This window comes from Gaoshiqia sediminis, assembly GCF_025907915.1.
Taxonomy (GTDB): Bacteria; Bacteroidota; Bacteroidia; order Bacteroidales; family Prolixibacteraceae; genus Gaoshiqia; species Gaoshiqia sediminis.
On record NZ_JAPAAF010000033.1, the window covers coordinates 1 to 19,009 of the forward strand.

At 45.2% G+C, this 19,009-nt stretch carries 15 protein-coding genes and 2 tRNA genes; 15 read left to right on the forward strand and 2 right to left on the reverse strand.

From position 1 onward, the window contains the following. Positions 1-19 precede the first annotated feature (19 nt). The 12 genes from N2K84_RS16130 to N2K84_RS16185 all read left to right on the forward strand — a co-directional run bounded on the left by N2K84_RS16130 (position 20) and on the right by N2K84_RS16185 (position 13,076). Positions 20-92, forward strand: a tRNA-Gly gene (locus tag N2K84_RS16130). A gap of 85 nt (positions 93-177) precedes the next feature. Next, positions 178-249 (forward strand) — tRNA-Thr (locus N2K84_RS16135). Positions 250-286: 37 nt separating this feature from the next. Beyond that, the gene (gene tuf, locus N2K84_RS16140; RefSeq protein ID WP_282592863.1) at positions 287-1,474 is read left to right on the forward strand and encodes an elongation factor Tu; all 1,188 of its coding nucleotides are present in this window, start codon (positions 287-289) and stop codon (positions 1,472-1,474) included. A gap of 138 nt (positions 1,475-1,612) precedes the next feature. Continuing rightward, positions 1,613-1,804, forward strand: coding sequence for a preprotein translocase subunit SecE (gene secE, locus N2K84_RS16145; RefSeq protein WP_282592864.1), 192 nt, complete (start codon positions 1,613-1,615; stop codon positions 1,802-1,804). Between the two features lie 16 nt (positions 1,805-1,820). Further along, positions 1,821-2,369 carry a transcription termination/antitermination protein NusG gene (gene nusG / locus N2K84_RS16150; protein WP_282592865.1) on the forward strand — a complete coding sequence of 183 codons (549 nt, stop codon included), beginning with the start codon at positions 1,821-1,823 and terminating at the stop codon, positions 2,367-2,369. A gap of 21 nt (positions 2,370-2,390) precedes the next feature. Next, positions 2,391-2,834, forward strand: coding sequence for a 50S ribosomal protein L11 (gene rplK / locus N2K84_RS16155; RefSeq protein WP_282592866.1), 444 nt, complete (start codon positions 2,391-2,393; stop codon positions 2,832-2,834). Positions 2,835-2,848: 14 nt separating this feature from the next. Next, positions 2,849-3,544, forward strand: a complete 696-nt coding sequence (rplA, locus tag N2K84_RS16160) for a 50S ribosomal protein L1 (protein ID WP_282592867.1) — start codon at positions 2,849-2,851, stop codon at positions 3,542-3,544. Between the two features lie 15 nt (positions 3,545-3,559). Further along, entirely contained in the window at positions 3,560-4,078 is a 519-nt protein-coding gene (gene rplJ, locus N2K84_RS16165; RefSeq protein ID WP_282592868.1) for a 50S ribosomal protein L10, read from the forward strand. A gap of 39 nt (positions 4,079-4,117) precedes the next feature. Beyond that, positions 4,118-4,498, forward strand: a complete 381-nt coding sequence (rplL, locus tag N2K84_RS16170; RefSeq protein WP_282592869.1) for a 50S ribosomal protein L7/L12 — start codon at positions 4,118-4,120, stop codon at positions 4,496-4,498. A 110-nt stretch (positions 4,499-4,608) separates the two neighbouring features. Further along, positions 4,609-8,421, forward strand: a complete 3,813-nt coding sequence (rpoB, locus tag N2K84_RS16175; protein WP_282592870.1) for a DNA-directed RNA polymerase subunit beta — start codon at positions 4,609-4,611, stop codon at positions 8,419-8,421. A 51-nt stretch (positions 8,422-8,472) separates the two neighbouring features. Beyond that, on the forward strand, positions 8,473-12,750 hold the full coding sequence (gene rpoC, locus N2K84_RS16180) for a DNA-directed RNA polymerase subunit beta' (protein WP_282592871.1): 4,278 nt from the start codon (positions 8,473-8,475) through the stop codon (positions 12,748-12,750). Between the two features lie 2 nt (positions 12,751-12,752). Further along, complete coding sequence (locus N2K84_RS16185; RefSeq protein WP_282592872.1) at positions 12,753-13,076, forward strand: DUF3467 domain-containing protein; 324 nt, start codon at positions 12,753-12,755, stop codon at positions 13,074-13,076. A 110-nt stretch (positions 13,077-13,186) separates the two neighbouring features. On the opposite strand, the gene N2K84_RS16190 is transcribed toward N2K84_RS16185, so the two are convergent. Both N2K84_RS16190 and N2K84_RS16195 read right to left on the reverse strand, forming a co-directional pair. Continuing rightward, on the reverse strand, positions 13,187-13,402 hold the full coding sequence (locus N2K84_RS16190) for a dodecin family protein (protein ID WP_282592873.1): 216 nt from the start codon (positions 13,400-13,402) through the stop codon (positions 13,187-13,189). 195 nt (positions 13,403-13,597) lie between these two features. Then, positions 13,598-14,926, reverse strand: a complete 1,329-nt coding sequence (locus tag N2K84_RS16195; protein WP_282592874.1) for a Gfo/Idh/MocA family protein — start codon at positions 14,924-14,926, stop codon at positions 13,598-13,600. A 476-nt stretch (positions 14,927-15,402) separates the two neighbouring features. Between N2K84_RS16195 and N2K84_RS16200 the strand changes: the two genes are divergently transcribed. Genes N2K84_RS16200 through N2K84_RS16210 form a run of 3 tightly spaced genes read left to right on the forward strand, consistent with a single transcriptional unit; the run spans position 15,403 to position 18,855 of the window. Further along, on the forward strand, positions 15,403-15,663 hold the full coding sequence (locus N2K84_RS16200; protein WP_282592875.1) for an OadG family protein: 261 nt from the start codon (positions 15,403-15,405) through the stop codon (positions 15,661-15,663). Between the two features lie 54 nt (positions 15,664-15,717). Further along, the gene (locus N2K84_RS16205) at positions 15,718-17,628 is read left to right on the forward strand and encodes a biotin/lipoyl-containing protein (protein WP_282592876.1); all 1,911 of its coding nucleotides are present in this window, start codon (positions 15,718-15,720) and stop codon (positions 17,626-17,628) included. A 15-nt stretch (positions 17,629-17,643) separates the two neighbouring features. Next, positions 17,644-18,855, forward strand: coding sequence for a sodium ion-translocating decarboxylase subunit beta (locus N2K84_RS16210; RefSeq protein WP_282592877.1), 1,212 nt, complete (start codon positions 17,644-17,646; stop codon positions 18,853-18,855). Positions 18,856-19,009 lie beyond the last annotated feature (154 nt).

Sequence of the window (19,009 nt, forward strand, 5' to 3'; positions counted from 1 at the left end):
CAAAAATCATCAATCAAAAGCGGGAGTAGCTCAGCTGATAGAGCATTAGCCTTCCAAGCTAAGGGTCGCGGGTTTGAATCCCGTCTCCCGCTCAAAAGGAAATGATGAGTGATAATTGATTAATGGTGATTGTGGCTTTAAGCCATGAAGTATCAATCAAAAATCATAAATCGAAACGCCGTGGTAGCTCAGGGGTAGAGCGCATCCTTGGTAAGGATGAGGTCGTGAGTTCAATTCTCATCCTCGGCTCAGATTAAAGATTGAATAAAAATTAAAATTATTTGTTATGGCTAAAGAACATTTTAATAGGGACAAGGACCATGTGAACATTGGTACCATTGGTCACGTTGACCACGGTAAAACTACCCTTACAGCTGCTATTACTACTGTATTGGCAAAAAAAGGTCTTTCTGAAGTAAAATCATTCGACTCTATCGACAGTGCTCCTGAAGAAAAAGAGCGTGGTATTACTATCAACACCGCTCACGTTGAATACCAAACAGCTACTCGTCACTACGCACACGTAGACTGCCCGGGTCACGCTGACTACGTTAAGAACATGGTTACCGGTGCTGCTCAGATGGACGGTGCTATTATTGTAGTTGCTGCTACTGATGGTCCTATGCCTCAAACACGCGAACACATCCTGTTGGCTCGTCAGGTAAACGTACCTCGTTTGGTCGTTTTCATGAACAAAGTTGACATGGTTGAAGACGAAGAATTGTTGGAACTGGTGGAAATGGAAATTCGCGAATTGTTGGATTTCTACGGATTCGATGGTGACAACGCTCCCGTTATCAAAGGGTCAGCGCTTGGTGCATTGAACGGCGAACCACAATGGGAAGAAAAAGTAATGGAACTGATGGACGCTTGCGATACTTGGATTCCACTTCCTCCGCGTGATATCGATAAACCATTCCTGATGCCGGTTGAAGACGTATTCTCAATTACTGGCCGTGGTACTGTTGCTACAGGTCGTATTGAAACTGGTAAAGTACACACAGGTGATGAACTCCAAATTATCGGTTTGGGTGCAGAAGGTCGCAAAACAGTTTGTACAGGGGTTGAAATGTTCCGCAAAATTCTTGATGACGGACAAGCTGGTGACAACGTAGGTTTGTTGCTTCGCGGTGTTGACAAAAAGGAAATCAAACGGGGACAGATTCTGGCAAAACCAGGTTCAATCACTCCTCACACTAAATTCAAAGCTGAGGTTTACGTATTGAAAAAAGAGGAAGGTGGACGTCACACTCCATTCCATAACAAATATCGTCCTCAATTCTACCTGCGTACATTGGACGTAACTGGTGAAATCTCATTGGAAGAAGGACGCGAAATGGTTATGCCTGGTGATAACGTAACCATCACTGTTAACCTGATTTACCCTGTTGCCTTGAACATTGGTCTTCGCTTTGCAATCCGCGAAGGTGGACGTACTGTAGGTGCCGGACAGGTAACTGAAATCTTAGAATAATTACTAAGAAAAAATCAATAGATAAGTCCCGGGTCTAAGGATCCGGGACTATTTACGGATGAAGCTCGGTAGGGAGTTTTTCTGCATTTATGAAAGTAAGTTCGACTCTTACCATCCGAACAACTAAAAAATAGTATAATGAAACTTAAACTATATTTCGAAGAGGCATACAATGAACTTGTACACAAAGTATCATGGCCTACTTGGAAAGAGTTGCAAAATAGTGCCTTTATTGTAATGGTTGCTTCCTTTATTATAGCACTTGTTGTATTCTTAATGGACATCTCTTTTGAGAACATTATGAACTTAGTGTACAGTTTATTCTATTAAGCGATTGGAGATCAACATGAGCGAAAACGTCAAAAAGTGGTATGTTCTGCGAACTGTGGGAGGAAAGGAGAAGAAGGTCAAGGAATATATCGATAACGAAATTGCAAATGCTGGACTTCAAGAGTACATTTCGCAAGTTTTAATTCCAACGGAAAAGGTCTATCAAATTCGTAACGGGAAAAAGATCAGCAAAGAGCGGAACTTTTTTCCAGGTTATCTTTTGATAGAAGCTGCCCTGGTAGGTGAGATTCCACACATGTTGAAAAATATTACCAACGTGATTGGTTTCTTAGGTGACACCAAAGGGGGAGAACCGGTGCCGATGCGCCAGTCTGAGGTAAACCGTATTTTAGGACGCGTTGACCAAATGGCTGAAGCAGATGCAGAGGTGAACATTCCTTACGTTGTGGGTGAAACAGTGAAAGTAACTGACGGTCCTTTTAATGGATTCAACGGAATTATTGAGGAAATCAATGAGGAAAAGAAAAAGTTGAAAGTGATGGTCAAAATTTTTGGACGGAAAACACCTTTGGAACTGAGCTTCATGCAAGTTGAGAAGGAGTAGTAAATTTTATCATTAATTATTATGGCTAAAGAAGTTGCTGGATTAATCAAATTACAAATTAAAGGGGGTGCAGCTAACCCTTCACCACCTGTTGGACCAGCATTGGGTAGCAAAGGGGTTAATATCATGCAATTCTGCAAACAGTTTAATGGCCGCACACAGGACCTTGCAGGTAAAGTGCTCCCGGTTATTATCACTGTTTACGCAGATAAATCGTTTGATTTTGTAATTAAACAACCCCCAGTAGCCATTCAATTGTTAGAAATTGCCAAATTAAAATCAGGATCAGCTGAACCGCACGCAAAAAAAGTTGCTAAGGTAAGCTGGGAACAGGTTAAACAAATTGCTGAAATCAAGATGGCCGACCTGAACTGTTTTACTTTGGAATCTGCTATGAAGATGGTTGCTGGTACTGCCAGAAGTATGGGTATTACTGTAGAAGGTGAATTCCCAGCTAATAACTAATTAAATTTTTAAAGATGGGCAGAATTACAAAAAATATGAAGCTTGCTCAGGAGAAGCTCGAAAAAGGGAAACTTTATACCATGTCCGAAGCCGCAAAACTGGTGAAAGAAATCACTTTCTCCAAGTTTGATGCATCGGTAGATATAGATGTTCGCCTGGGAGTTGATCCGAGAAAAGCAAATCAGATGGTTAGAGGCGTTGTTTCTTTACCCCACGGAACCGGGAAGGATGTCCGTGTACTGGCTCTTGTAACTCCGGACAAAGAAGCCGAAGCCAGAGAAGCCGGTGCTGACTACGTTGGTTTGGACGACATGATCGACAAAATCAAAGGTGGTTGGACTGATTTCGATGTTGTGATTACACAACCTCCTGTGATGGGTAAGATTGGCCCGTTGGGACGTGTTCTGGGTCCAAGAGGTTTAATGCCAAATCCAAAAAGCGGTACCGTGACTATGGAAGTTGGCAAAGCTATCAAGGAAGTTAAGCAAGGTAAGATCGATTTTAAAGTTGACAAATTTGGTATCGTTCATACTTCAATTGGAAAAGTTTCTTTCGATCCGGAGAAAATTGAAGATAACGCCCGCGAATTCGTCAACACGATCATCAAACTGAAACCTACCGCTGCTAAAGGTACTTATGTGAAAAGCATTTACATTTCAAGTACCATGAGTCCTGGAATTCAAGTTGAACCCAAGTCAGTAACTGACTAGTAAAAAGTAGTTGAAATGAAAAGATCGGAAAAATTAGAGATTATTGATAATCTGACGCAAGAGATCAATTCTTACAGCCATTTTTACCTGGCAGATGTTGCTGATTTGAACGCGGAAGCTACAAGCAATTTACGTCGGTTGTGCTATACAAGAGATGTAAAACTGATTGTTGTTAAGAACACCCTCTTGCGTAAAGCATTGGAAAATTCGGAAAAAAATGCCGAAGAGCTTTACGATGTACTTAAAGGCAATACCTCAATCATGTTTTGTGAGGTTGGGAATGTACCTGCCAAATTGATCAAAGAATTCAGCAAAAAGAATAAAAAGCCAATTTTAAAGGCTGCTTATGTTGAAGAATCAGTTTACGTAGGAGAAAACCAACTCGAGGCATTGACTTCAATCAAGTCTAAGGATGAATTACTGGGCGAACTGATCGGATTGCTGCAATCCCCAATCAAAACTGTATTGGGCCAATTGCAATCTGGCGGAAACACCATTCATGGTATCCTCAAGACACTTTCAGAAAAAGAATAATTTTAGTTACAAGTTTATCGCATAAAAATTTTAAGAAAAATGGCAGATTTAAAAGTACTTGCAGAAGAGTTAGTAAACTTGACTGTAAAAGAAGTTAATGAATTAGCTGACATTTTAAAAACAGAATATGGTATTGAACCTGCTGCTGCTGCTGTAGCTGTTGCTGCTGGCCCTGCTGCTGGCGGCGAAGAAGCTGCTGAAGCTGTTCAAACTGAGTTTGATGTGATCCTGAAATCTGCAGGACAATCAAAACTGGCTGTTGTTAAATTGGTTAAAGAATTAACAGGTTTAGGTCTTAAAGAAGCAAAAGAAGTAGTTGACGGTGCTCCTAAAGCAATCAAAGAAAAAGTTTCTAAAGACGAAGCAGAAGCATTAAAATCACAGTTGATCGAAGCTGGAGCCGAAGTTGAACTTAAATAAGAGACTTACGACCTCAATATCAGGTCTGTAATGGTTTAGAATCCCACTGTCGTGGGGTTCTAAGCCTTTTTGTATATTTATGTTTTAAGTTCACTTAATTTTGTTGATACATGTCATTTAATATTGAAAACCAGAGGATTAGTTTCTCTTCTACAAAAACAGTATTTGATTATCCCGATTTCCTCGAAGTTCAGATTAAATCTTTCAAGGAATTTTTTCAGTTGGCTACCACGCCCGAAAACCGGAAAAATGAAGGTTTATTCAAAGTCTTTGAAGAAAACTTCCCGATCACAGATACTAGAAATAATTTCGTACTTGAATTTATCGATTATCAGGTTGATCCCCCTCGTTACGCCATCGAAGAATGTATCGAACGAGGATTGACTTTCAGTGTTCCGGTGAAGGCAAAACTTAAGCTGTATTGTACTGACCCTGAGCACGAAGATTTCGATACTGTTGTTCAGGATGTATATCTGGGAACTGTTCCGTATATGACAGAGAAAGGAACTTTTGTCATTAATGGGGCAGAACGCGTTGTAGTTTCTCAGCTGCACCGTTCTCCTGGGGTTTTCTTCGGTCAAAGTGTTCACGCAAACGGCACCAAACTTTATTCCGCACGTATCATCCCGTTCAAAGGATCATGGATAGAGTTCGCCACAGACATCAACAGTGTCATGTTTGCGTATATCGACCGTAAAAAGAAATTACCCGTAACTACCTTGTTACGGTCTATTGGTTATGAAAGTGATAAAGATATCCTTGAAATTTTCGGTCTTGCCGATGAAATCAAAGTTTCAAAAGCTGGATTGAAAAAAGTAGTCGGACGCAAGTTGGCTGCCCGTGTCTTGAAAACATGGGTTGAAGACTTTGTGGATGAAGATACCGGCGAAGTGGTTTCCATCGAACGTAACGAAGTTTTGATCGACCGCGAAACGGTGATCGAAAACGAGCATATTGATGAAATCGTTGACTCGGGTACAAAAACGATCTTGTTGCACAAGGAAGATCACAATCTTCAGGATTTCGCCATTATATATAACACCCTTCAAAAAGACCCGTGTAACTCGGAAAAAGAAGCGGTGCTTCACATTTATCGTCAGTTGCGGAATGCAGAACCGCCCGATGAGGCTACTGCCCGCGATGTGATCGATAAATTATTCTTCTCTGAAAAGCGTTATGACCTTGGTGAGGTTGGACGTTACCGTATCAACAAAAAGCTAGGCCTGGATATTGACATGGGTACCCAGGTTCTGACCAAAGAAGATATTATTGAAATCATCAAATATTTGATCAAACTGGTGAACTCAAAAACCGATGTTGATGACATCGACCACTTGAGTAACCGTCGTGTGCGCACAGTTGGCGAACAGATGTACAACCAGTTTGGTGTCGGTCTGGCCCGTATGGCCCGTACGATTCGTGAACGCATGAATGTCCGCGACAATGAAGTCTTTACTCCAATCGATCTGATCAACTCGAAGACACTGTCGTCGGTTATCAATTCTTTCTTTGGCACGAATGCCTTGTCGCAGTTTATGGACCAAACCAACCCGCTGGCCGAAATGACGCATAAACGTCGTATGTCCGCATTGGGGCCAGGAGGTCTGTCGCGCGAGCGTGCCGGTTTCGAGGTGCGCGACGTTCACTACACACACTATGGACGTTTATGTCCGATTGAAACCCCGGAAGGGCCAAACATTGGTTTGATTTCTTCGCTTTGCGTTTTTGCTAAGGTAACCGACCTGGGGTTCATTGCCACGCCATACCGGAAAGTGACCGACGGTCAGGTTGACCTCTCTGAAAACGGAGTTGTTTATCTGACAGCCGAAGAAGAAGAAGGGAAAGTGATTGCACAGGCCAATGCACCGATCGATGATAATGGCTTTTTCGTGAATCAGCGTGTAAAATCACGTTTGGAGGGCGACTATCCGGTTGTTGACAAAGAGGAAGTTCAGCTGATGGACGTTGGCCCGAACCAAATTGCCTCGGTGGCTGCATCGTTGATTACCTTCCTGGAACACGATGATGCGAACCGCGCCTTGATGGGATCGAACATGATGCGCCAGGCAGTTCCGTTGCTTCGGCCTGAGGCCCCGATTGTGGGTACAGGCCTGGAAGGCAGCGCTGCCCGCGATTCACGCGTGATGGTTGCAGCTGAAGGCGAAGGCGTCATTGAGTATGTCGATGCCGATGAAATCATCGTTCGTTACGATATGACCGATGATGAAAAATACGTCAGCTTCGATCCGGAGCTGAAAAGTTATAAATTGCCGAAATTCCAGAAAACCAACCAAGGTACTGTAATCGACCTCAAACCGATTGTTTCGAAAGGACAACGGGTAACCAAAGGTCAGGTGCTCACCGAAGGTTACGCCACCCAAGGCGGCGAACTGGCGCTGGGCCGTAACCTGCGTGTTGCTTTCATGCCTTGGCAGGGATACAACTACGAGGATGCCATCGTAATTTCAGAACGTGTCGTGCGTGAAGATGTTTTCACGTCTATTCATGTTGACGAATATGCGCTGGAAGTTCGTGATACCAAACGCGGGGTGGAAGAATTTACCTCTGACATTCCTAACGTTAGCGAGGAAGCCACCCGGAATCTGGATGAAAACGGATTGATCCGGATTGGTGCTGTGGTTAAACCTGGCGATATCCTGATCGGTAAAATTACGCCGAAAGGTGAATCCGATCCTTCACCCGAAGAAAAACTGTTACGTGCCATCTTTGGCGACAAAGCCGGCGATGTGAAAGATGCTTCCTTGAAAGCTTCGCCTTCGCTAAACGGTGTTGTTATCGACAAAAAACTGTTCTCGCGCGTAGTGAAGGACAAAAAAGGTAAGATGGCCACCAAACCGCTGCTTGATCAGATTGACGAAGAATTTGATCGTCAGGTAAGTGCTTTGCGCGCCAAGCTGGAAGATAAGCTTTTCAACCTGGTGAACGGAAAAACCAGCCAGGGAGTAAAAGATTACTACGGTGGCGATGTGATTGCCAAAGGGGTGAAATTTACCTTAAAGCAACTGCAGGAAATTGATTATTTGACTGTTAATCCTGGAAAATGGACAACAGACAAAGATAAAAATGACCTGATTTATCAATTGATCCTGAATTATATTCAGAAATACAAAGAGCACGAAGCTGTTGCTCGTCGCAAGCGTTACAATGTAACGATCGGGGACGAACTTCCCGCAGGTATTATCCAATTGGCAAAAGTTTATGTGGCTAAAAAACGTAAGCTGCAAATTGGGGATAAAATGGCCGGTCGCCACGGTAACAAAGGTATTGTATCGCGTATTGTGCGTGATGAAGACATGCCCTTCCTGGCCGACGGAACCCCGGTTGATATCGTATTGAACCCGCTTGGTGTACCTTCGAGGATGAACTTGGGACAGATTTATGAAACTGTTCTTGGATGGGCCGGTAAAGAACTTGGGTTGAAGTTTGCCACGCCTATCTTCGATGGTGCCAGGCTGGAAGAAGTTACTGCCTATACCGATAAGGCCGGTGTACCTGCCTTTGGTAAAACGATCCTGCATGACGGTGAGACCGGTCAACCTTTCGACCAGCCTGCAACTGTGGGTATCATCTACATGTTGAAACTGGGACACATGGTTGAAGACAAGATGCACGCCCGTTCAATCGGACCATACTCGTTGATTACGCAGCAACCCTTGGGTGGTAAAGCCCAGTTTGGTGGTCAGCGTTTCGGTGAGATGGAAGTTTGGGCGCTCGAAGCATTCGGCGCTTCCCATATACTGCAGGAAATCCTGACTGTTAAGTCTGATGATGTACTTGGCCGTGCCAAAGCTTACGAAGCCATCGTGAAAGGTGAGCCAATGCCGCAGCCCGGAATTCCCGAGTCGCTCAATGTATTGCTCCACGAATTGCGTGGCCTGGGCTTGAGTGTGACTTTGGACTAATGACAACGGAACAGCGTTCCTCTTATTAATTGATATAATAGACATCGATATATGGCTTTCAGAAAAGATAATAAAGTAAAAAGCAGTTTTTCCAAGATAGCGATTAGTCTTGCTTCTCCCGAAGAAGTCCTCGAACGCTCACATGGTGAAGTGTTGAAGCCTGAAACGATCAACTACAGAACCTACAAACCCGAACGCGATGGTTTGTTCTGTGAACGGATCTTTGGGCCAGTAAAAGACTATGAGTGCCATTGCGGAAAATACAAACGCATCCGCTATAAAGGGATTGTTTGTGACCGCTGCGGGGTGGAAGTGACTGAGAAAAAGGTACGCCGCGAACGCATGGGACATATTTCCCTGGTAGTTCCGGTGGCACACATCTGGTACTTCAAATCATTGCCCAATAAAATTGGCTACCTGCTGGGTTTGCCGACCAAAAAATTGGATACCATCATTTATTACGAAAGGTATGTGGTGATCCAGGCTGGCGTTAAAGCGCAGGACGGGGTGAAAAACCTGGACTTCCTGACCGAGGAAGAATACCTGGATATTTTGGATACCCTTCCGAAAGAAAATCAATACCTGGACGACGATGATCCCAACAAGTTCATCGCCAAAATGGGTGCCGAAGCGCTGTACATGTTACTGGAACGGATCGAATTGGATGAACTTTCCTACGATCTTCGCCACAAGGCAGGTACCGAAACCTCGCAGCAACGTAAAAGCGAAGCGCTGAAGAGGCTGAACGTGGTGGAAGCTTTCCGGGCCAGCAAAAATATCAACCGTCCCGAGTGGATGATTGTAAAAGTTGTTCCGGTTATCCCGCCCGATTTGCGCCCGCTGGTGCCGTTGGATGGCGGACGTTTCGCGACTTCGGACTTAAATGACCTGTACCGTCGCGTAATTATCCGCAACAACCGTCTGAAAAGATTGATTGAAATCAAAGCGCCTGAAGTAATCCTGCGTAACGAAAAACGGATGCTCCAGGAGGCTGTCGATTCATTATTTGATAACTCGCGTAAATCCAACGCGGTAAAAACCGAAAACAATCGTGCCCTGAAATCTCTGTCTGACAGTTTGAAAGGGAAACAAGGTCGTTTTCGTCAGAACTTGTTGGGTAAACGTGTTGACTATTCTGCCCGTTCTGTTATTGTGGTTGGCCCAACCCTGAAATTACATGAGTGTGGTCTTCCGAAAGATATGGCTGCAGAACTTTACAAGCCATTCATCATCCGTAAACTGATTGAACGCGGCATTGTAAAAACGGTAAAATCGGCCAAAAAGATTGTTGACCGAAAAGATCCGGTGGTTTGGGATATCCTTGAAAATGTATTGAAAGGTCACCCCGTGATGCTGAACCGTGCACCGACACTGCACCGTTTGTCAATTCAGGCTTTCCAGCCGGTTTTGATCGAAGGAAAGGCCATCCAGTTGCACCCGCTTGTTTGTACCGGTTTCAACGCCGACTTCGACGGTGACCAGATGGCTGTTCACGTACCGCTCGGCAATGCTGCTATTTTGGAAGCACAGTTATTGATGCTGGCTTCGCAAAACTTGTTGAACCCGGCTAATGGTGCGCCAATTACCGTTCCTTCCCAGGACATGGTTCTTGGTCTGTACTACATGACCAAACATCGCGCTGGCGCCAGAGGCGAAGGCATGACTTTCTATTCACCCGAAGAGGTAATTATTGCTTATAATGAAGGTCGGCTTGAAATGCACGCCATCATAAAGGTGAAAGTGGAGGACGTGGACGATAACGGTGAGTTCTTTAAGCATATTATTGAAACGACTGTTGGCCGCATCCTGTTTAATCAGGTGGTTCCGCGCAAAGCCGGTTATATCAACGAACTGCTGACTAAGAAGTCGTTGCGTAATATTATCTCCGATATTTTCAAAACGGTTGGTAATGCCTCAACGGTGCGATTCCTGGACGACATCAAGGATCTTGGTTACAAAATGGCGTATCGTGGTGGTTTGTCGTTTAACTTGAGCGATGTGATCGTTCCGGTTGATAAAAAAGAAATTGTAGATGCCGGTTATGCCGAAGTTGAAGAAGTGATGAACAACTATAACATGGGTTTCATTACCAACAACGAACGTTACAACCAGGTGATCGATATCTGGACACATGCCAACGCCAAGCTGACCAATTCTGTGATGAAGACCATCAGTACCGACCGGCAAGGATTCAACTCAGTATATATGATGCTTGACTCCGGGGCCCGTGGTTCGAAAGAGCAGATTCGTCAGCTTTGCGGGATGAGGGGATTGATGGCAAAACCGCAAAAATCTGGTTCTACCGGTTCGCAAATTATCGAAAACCCGATTTTGGCAAATTTCAAAGAAGGCTTGTCCGTGTTGGAATACTTTATCTCTACCCACGGTGCCCGTAAAGGTTTGGCCGATACCGCGCTGAAGACTGCCGACGCCGGTTATTTGACTCGTCGTTTGGTGGATGTGGCGCAAGATGTGATCATCTCGGACGAAGACTGCGGAACGTTGCGTGGCTTGGTGGCTATGGCTATCAAGAACAACGAAGAAGTTGTGGCTTCTTTGGTCGAACGTATTATTGGACGTACCACTGTACACGATATTTTCCACCCGCTTACCGGCGAATTAATTATTCGCTCAGGTGAGGTTATTACAGAAGAAATTGCGAAAAAAATCGACGATTCGCCCATCGAAAGTGTTGAAATCCGTTCGGTGCTGACCTGTGAAGCCAAGATTGGCGTTTGCAGCAAATGTTACGGACGCAACTTGGCTACGGCCAACCTTTCACGTCGTGGTGAAGCCGTAGGTGTTATTGCCGCCCAGTCAATCGGTGAACCTGGTACGCAGTTGACTCTGCGTACGTTCCACGTGGGTGGTATCGCCGGTAACATTTCTTCTCAATCCATGGTTGAGTCGCGTTACGATGGTATCGCTGAAATTGAAGAATTGCGCGTGGTTGACTCGGTTGACGAAACAGGAAAGAAAATTTCCGTTGTTGTTGGTCGTTTGGCTGAATTGCGTATTATCGATAAAAATACCCGGATTCCATTATCCACGCATACCATTCCTTACGGTTCCAAATTGTACATTGAAAATGGACAAGAGGTATCTAAAGGACAAAAGATTTGTGAATGGGACCCTTATAACGGTGTAATCATCACTGAATATGATGGTAAAATTTCATTTGAAAACCTGATTGACGGGATTACTTTCCGCGAAGAATCGGATGAACAAACCGGTTACAAGGAGAAGGTAATCATCGAAACCCGTGATAAGACCAAAAACCCATCGCTCCGCATTATCGATGAGAAAGGTGAGGTGATCCGGTCGTACAACTTGCCGGTAGGTGGTCACATTTCAGTGGATGAAGCTGAGTTTGTGAAAGCTGGTCAGGTATTGGTGAAAATCCCGCGCGCCTCTGGTAAAGCAGGTGACATCACCGGTGGTCTTCCCCGTGTTACCGAATTGTTCGAAGCCAGGAACCCGTCAAACCCGGCCGTTGTTGCCGAAATCGACGGTGAAATTTCGCTGGGCAAAATCAAACGTGGTAACCGCGAAATCATTGTTACCTCCAAAGGTGGCGATGTGAAGAAATACCTGGTTCCGCTGTCGAAACAAATCCTGGTGCAGGAAAACGACTATATCAAGGCCGGTACGCCGCTTTCTGATGGCGCCACTACGCCTTCTGATATTCTGGCCATCAAAGGCCCTACTGCCGTTCAGGAATATATTTTGAACGAAGTTCAGGATGTTTACCGGATGCAGGGGGTAAAAATCAACGATAAGCATTTCGAGGTGATTATTCGCCAGATGATGCGTAAAGTTGAGATTGATGACCCGGGTGATACCCGCTTCCTCGAAAAACAAGTGGTTGACAAAAACGAGTTCCTGCACGAGAATGACTGGATTTATAACAAAAAAGTGGTTGTTGAACCAGGTGATTCGGAGTTGCGCGCCGGTATGATTATCACAGCTCGTCGTTTGCGGGATGAAAATTCCGTGCTGCGTCGTCGTGACAAGAAACTGGTGGAAGCCCGCGAGGCTATTCCTGCAACATCGAGCCAAATCCTGCAAGGGATCACCCGGGCTGCATTGCAAACCCGGAGCTGGCTGTCGGCTGCATCCTTCCAGGAAACTACCAAAGTGTTGAACGAAGCTGCCATTCAGGGTAAGGTTGACTACCTGGACGGACTGAAGGAGAACGTGATATGCGGTCACCTGATTCCTGCCGGTACAGGTCTGAAGGAATACAAAAACCTGGTGGTAGGTTCGCGCGAAGAGTATGATCGTCTGGTAGATGTGAAGGAAACGGAACATGCAAACCACGAAGATTAATTATGGAAGATAACAAGAATAAAAATCAGCTGAACATCGAGCTGAGTGAAGAAGTTGCTCAGGGGATCTATTCGAACCTGGCTATTATCACCCACTCCAGTTCCGAGTTTGTCCTTGACTTTGTTCGTATTATGCCGGGAATTCCCAAGGCCAATGTCAAATCAAGGATTATTCTGACTCCCGAACATGCCAAACGCCTGTTAATGGCACTGGAGGACAATGTGAAGAAGTTTGAAAAGATGCACGGACCCATAAAGGTTTCCGGTGGCGGGCACGACCCGATGATGCCGCCGATGAGCTTTGGTGGGCCAACTGCAGAAGCTTGATTTTTATAAACGATATGCAAAAAGCCGTTCCTGATTTCAGCGAACGGCTTTTTGCATGTTAATTTCTTCCCGACTGTTGAAAACAGCTAAACGTCATGGCATTTTTGCGGTTAATGGTGTCCTTCAAATTTGAAGGATACTTTCACTTTTGTTCGGTAGCTTTCAATTTTACCATCTTTAATGTGCAAATCCATCGCCGTAACTTCGGCAACGCGAAGATCGCGCAAGGTTTCGGATGCTTTGGAGATGGCATTGGCTGCTGCTTTTTCCCATGATTCATTACTGGTTCCTACCAGTTCAATAATTTTGTAAACGCTTTCTGGCATAATTTACTCCTTTCCTGATTGGTTTTCTTCTGTTTACACCGACAACCGTTTTTCTGTTTCAACTAACTTCATGCTAAACAATACAAAGTATGACAAAAACAAAAAACTGCCTTCAAAAGAAAACAGCTTTTCGCGTATTTCAGCACATTCGGTTGGATGATGTTTCTGTGTTCTCAGGAAGAGAGTCTGGGCGGTTTACATCAATTTCCAACCCTCGCGATAATGGTAATGAAGCTTAGCGGTTGCAGCGCCATCTTCGTCGTCCGCGAACGTTTCGGTAGCTGGGTTCCATTTAATGGTGCGCCCCAAATCAACGGCGATGTTTCCTAAAGTACAAACCGTGCAGGAACTATGACCGATTTCAACCGGAACAATCGGATCAACCCGTTTGCGTACTGCTTCGATAAAGTCTATCTGGTGCGGGATTTTGGTTTCGTAAGGAACACTTTCGTCAGTATCTTTGCCGGGCGGCGGCAGCAATGCATCGTCTGATGCTTTATAGTGGCCACGCGACACTTCAATCCATCCCTTATCGCCAATAAATTTTACCCCTTTGGTCAGTCCTTCATCAAAAGGTTCTGAGGTCATGACCACTCCGTTGGCATAGGTGTATGAAATGAATTCTGAATTTTCGCCAAGCGGTGAAATTTCAACGGGGCCACTTCCATCCATGCCCAAGCCCCATTGCGCAATGTCGAACATGTGTGCGCCCCAGTCGGTGGTGAAACCGCCTCCCATTTCCTTGTACCAGCGCCAGGCGCCCCATATTTTTTCGTGTTCTTCCGGATCCAGCGAAATTGGCGGGTTAAGTTCGTTGTTGAAGTGAATAGTTTCGGGCAATGGCCCTAACCAGAGATCCCAGTTCAGATCTTCAGGTAGCTGTTCTTCCGGCAAGTTATAAGGCGTTGGTGGAGCTCCTACGTAGGCATAAACTTTCTCGATGGCGCCCAGTTGGCCGGTTTGTACCATTTTTACGGCATGCTGGAAGTTGGGATCCGAACGTTGCTGGCTGCCAATTCCTAAAATTCGGTTGGTTTCGCGAACTACTTTTTTAAGTTGCTGCCCTTCAAAAATCGTGAAGGTCATCGGTTTTTCCAGGTAAACGTCTTTACCCGCCTTACACGCGGCGATAGCAATCATGGCATGGGCATGATCGGGTACGGCAATTACTACGGCATCAATGTCTTCGCGTGCGATCAGCTCTTCATATTTTTCGTACGTTTTTACGTCCACCTGAACGTTATTTTTTTGATAGAATTCATTCACTCGATTTTCAAAACGTTGACGCTTGCGTCCATACACATCGCATCCGGCAATAACACGGACACCCGGGATTTGAATAAAGCCATTCAGCAAGAACATCGACTGACGCCCCATGCCGATAAAGCCTAAATTGATGTGGTCGGGAGCGACAGTTTTTTGACATGCGGTAAGCGAGGGAAGTACTGTTAATCCGGCAAGCCCGATGGCTGCGGTGTTCAGAAATTGTCTTCTGGAGATGCCTTTTGAGAGCTGTTTTTTCATGTTAGTTGATTTAAAATTGGTTGAGATTGTTCGTGAGATATTTTTCAGACTAAAAATAAAGATTAAACGGAACCCGGAAAAGTTTAAGTGACTGTTTTTTGTATTCTGTCAGCCCTATTTTTGGGGTGAAGGCAACTTGAATTTTGGAGCACTCAGTTAATGAAAAAAAATGACAAAAGCGAAATGCCCAATAGTTTGTAAAGCATGTTCGGAAGAAAATGTAAGATAAACGCATCGATAACTATCGAAATGTAAAATTTAATGTTAATTTTTTGATAATTGTATTTTTTTGTAATTTCATCGGCCTGTTTCTATTTTAATATTTGCTTACATTGTAAGACCCCAAAACCCGGTAAATTCAACATTTCGGTGTTCGGCGAACGGACGAAAACGGCAGTTTTTCTTTTTATCGTAGTGGTGATTATATGGCAAGTCGTTTTGGGGTAGCTTCATGAAAACTATAAATACGGAATGAAATGAATGAATTAGGAATTGCTTTCGAAATGATGGGTGTGGGAATGATAACTGTTTTTGTTATTCTTGCCCTGGTGGTATTACTGGGGAATCTGATAATCCGGTTTGTCAATAAATATATTCCGGAGGTTGTGACACAAAAGGTACAGCCAGCAACAGTGAAGTCGGGCGGCATTAACCCCAAGAAGATGGCGGCCATCGTATCTGCCGTAAAAACGGTCACCGGAGGGAAAGGGCATGTGTCTAAAATTGAGAAACTTTGATCAAAAGAGAATTAACCCAATAAATCAAGAATCAATATAATTAAGGATAACCTTATGGAAAAGAGAAAGATTAAATTTTCATTGCTCTATCGCGACATGTGGCAGTCGTCTGGTAAATATCTGCCGCGCGTTGACCAATTGGTAAAAGTTGCCCCCCATATTATTGAGATGGGATGTTTTTCGCGTGTGGAAACCAACGGGGGAGGTTTTGAGCAAATCAACCTGCTTTTTGGCGAAAATCCCAATAATGCTGTCCGCCAGTGGACCAAACCGTTCCATGAAGCCGGCATTCAAACCCATATGCTCGATCGCTCCCTGAATGGCTTGCGCATGAGTCCCGTTCCGGCTGATGTCCGCCGGTTGATGTACAAAGTAAAAAAGGCTCAGGGAACCGACATCACCCGCCCGTTTTGCGGGTTGAATGATCCCCGTAACATTCTGGATTCGATTAAATATGCCAAGGAGGCTGGTATGATTGCCCAAGCTGCTTTGAGTTTGACGTATTCCAAGGTACATACGGTTGAATCGTATGTGAAGCTGGCCGATACGCTCATTAAAGGCGGGGCCGACGAAATCTGCCTGAAAGATATGGCCGGGATCGGTCGTCCTGCGTGGCTTGGAAAGATTGTGGCAGGCATTAAAAAGTTGCACCCCGAAATTCCTCTGCAGTATCACTCACACTCAGGTCCCGGTTTTGCGATGGCTTCCATCCTGGAAGTATGCCGTGCAGGCGTTGAGTATATTGATGTGGCTATGGAGCCGCTTTCGTGGGGAACGGGCCATGTTGACTTGCTTGCTGTTCAGGCCATGCTGAAAGATGCTGGTTTTGATGTGCCCGAAATCAATATGGATGCTTACATGAAAGTACGCAGCCTGACGCAAAGTTTTATCGACGATTTCCTCGGTTACTACATCGACCCGAAAAACCGCTATATGAATTCGCTGTTGATCGGCCCCGGGCTTCCCGGCGGTATGATGGGCTCGCTGATGGCCGACCTGGAAAGCAACCTCGACAGCCTGAACAAATGGAAGGTGAAAAATAACCAACCAACACTCACGCAGGATGATCTGCTGGTGAAACTGTTCAACGAAGTGGAATATATTTGGCCACTGGTGGGCTATCCTCCCTTGGTGACTCCTTACAGCCAGTACGTGAAAAACTTGGCGCTGATGAATGTGATGCAGCTTGAAAAAGGCAAAGAACGTTGGAGCATGATTGCTGATAACATTTGGGACATGCTGATGGGCAAAGGCGGTAAATTGCCGGGCGAACTGTCTCCCGAACTGAAAGCCCTGGCCAAAGAACACGGGAAAGAAGAATTTACGGCCAATCCGCAAACCTTGTATCCGGATGCTTTAGATACCTTCCGCAAAGAGATGGACGAGAAAGGGTGGGCATATGGTCCTGACGACGAAGAGCTTTTCGAGTTGGCCATGCACCCGCAGCAATATCGTTTGTACAAATCGGGCGAAGCCAAGAAAGCTTTTGAAGAAGATTTGGCCAAACGCCGCGAAGAAGGCGGTGGTTTGCTCGAAGGAACTAAAAAGGCTGTTGAAGTCGTTTCGGCTGCTCCGAACGGAAATTTTGCGCCCTCAACCATGTTTATTGATGTAGATGGTGAGAAATTCAAAGTTTCGGTTTCTTACGGTGAAAGCAATGGCGCCGAACCAGCCGCAGCTGCGGCCCCGGTTCCGGCATCCGTGGAGGCTCCGGCCCCATCAACCAACGGGTCGTCCAAAGAGATTGTTGCGCCGCTCGAAGGTAAGTTTTACCTCACCAAAGAAAGCTCCGAAACTCCGTTGAAAGTGGGTGATCAAATCAAAGAAGGTGACCTGATTGGCTATGTTGAAGCCATGAAAACCTACAATGCCATCAAGTCGGACTTGTCGGGCAAGGTGGTCGAAATTTTGTTTACCAGTGGTACAGAAGTGGAAGAAGATGATGTGTTGGTGAGAATCCAGTAACCCAAAATTGCATTCATGTCTATTATAGAAACGTTATATAAAATGACCGCTATCCAAGCGATCATTGATGGCCCGGGAACGCTTTTGATGTTGGCAATCGGTGGTTTGTTGCTGTATCTGGGAATCCGGAAAAAGTACGAGCCTCTGTTGTTGGTCCCGATTGCGTTTGGCCTGGTGCTGGCCAATTTGCCTGGAGGTGGAATGGGCGTTGTCCCCGCTGAACTTGTCCAGATTGATGAGCATCACTACATGAACTTGTTTGAGATTGCCCATGAATATGGAATCATGAACTTTGTTTACTACTCGCTGATCAAAACCGGATTTTTGCCACCCATCATCTTTATGGGGGTAGGTGCTTTAACCGATTTTGGACCGATGTTGCGTAATCTTCGCCTGGCCTTTTTTGGGGCAGCTGCCCAAATCGGCATTTTTACCGTGCTGGTGTCAGCGATCCTGATGGGATTTACCCCGGGTGAAGCGGCTTCGCTCGGTATTATTGGAGGTGCCGATGGCCCAACAGCCATTTACACCACCATCAAGCTGGCGCCGCACTTGTTGGGGCCAATTGCGATTGCTGCCTATTCGTACATGGCGCTGGTGCCGGTAATTGTTCCTTTGGTTACCCGGTTGACCTGTTCCGAAAAAGAACTACGCATCAACATGAAGGAGATGGATAAGTTATATCCGCCCAAATACACGATTAAAAACCTGAAAGCGGTGAAAATTGCTTTCCCCATCGTGTTGGGTATCGTTATTTCCATATTTGTTCCTTCATCGGTGCCTCTTTTGGGCATGTTGCTGTTTGGTAACCTGATCAAAGAAGTTGGCGTTACCGTGGCACGCTTGTCTGATGCAGCTACCGGTTCCATCATGAATACGGCCACCATTTTCCTGGGGTTGGCGGTTGGGGCTACCATGACCGCGGAGGTTTTTCTGGATGTGAAGACGATCATGATTATTGTAGGCGGTTTCATTGCTTTTGCAATTTCCATTGCAGGAGGTATTGTTGCTGTGAAGGTGTATAACATGATTGCCAAAAAGAAAATCAATCCGTTGATTGGGGCAACCGGTTTAAGTGCGGTTCCTATGGCATCGCGGGTAGCCAATGAAATTGCTATCAAATACGATCCTAAAAACCATGTACTTCAGTATTGCATGGCCAGTAATATTTCCGGGGTAATTGGCTCTGCCGTTGCTGCCGGTGTGCTGATCTCTTTTTTGGGATAAGATATTTTTCTATGAATGAAATGGCCTCATCTGTTGGATGGGGCTTTTTTTGTATGATGGTAACCAGTTGATAGCGTTTGGTTATTGGATTTTGACCTTCTTTTGAAATGGTAGGCAGGCGTTTGTTGAAAATTTAGTATTTTCACTTACCCAA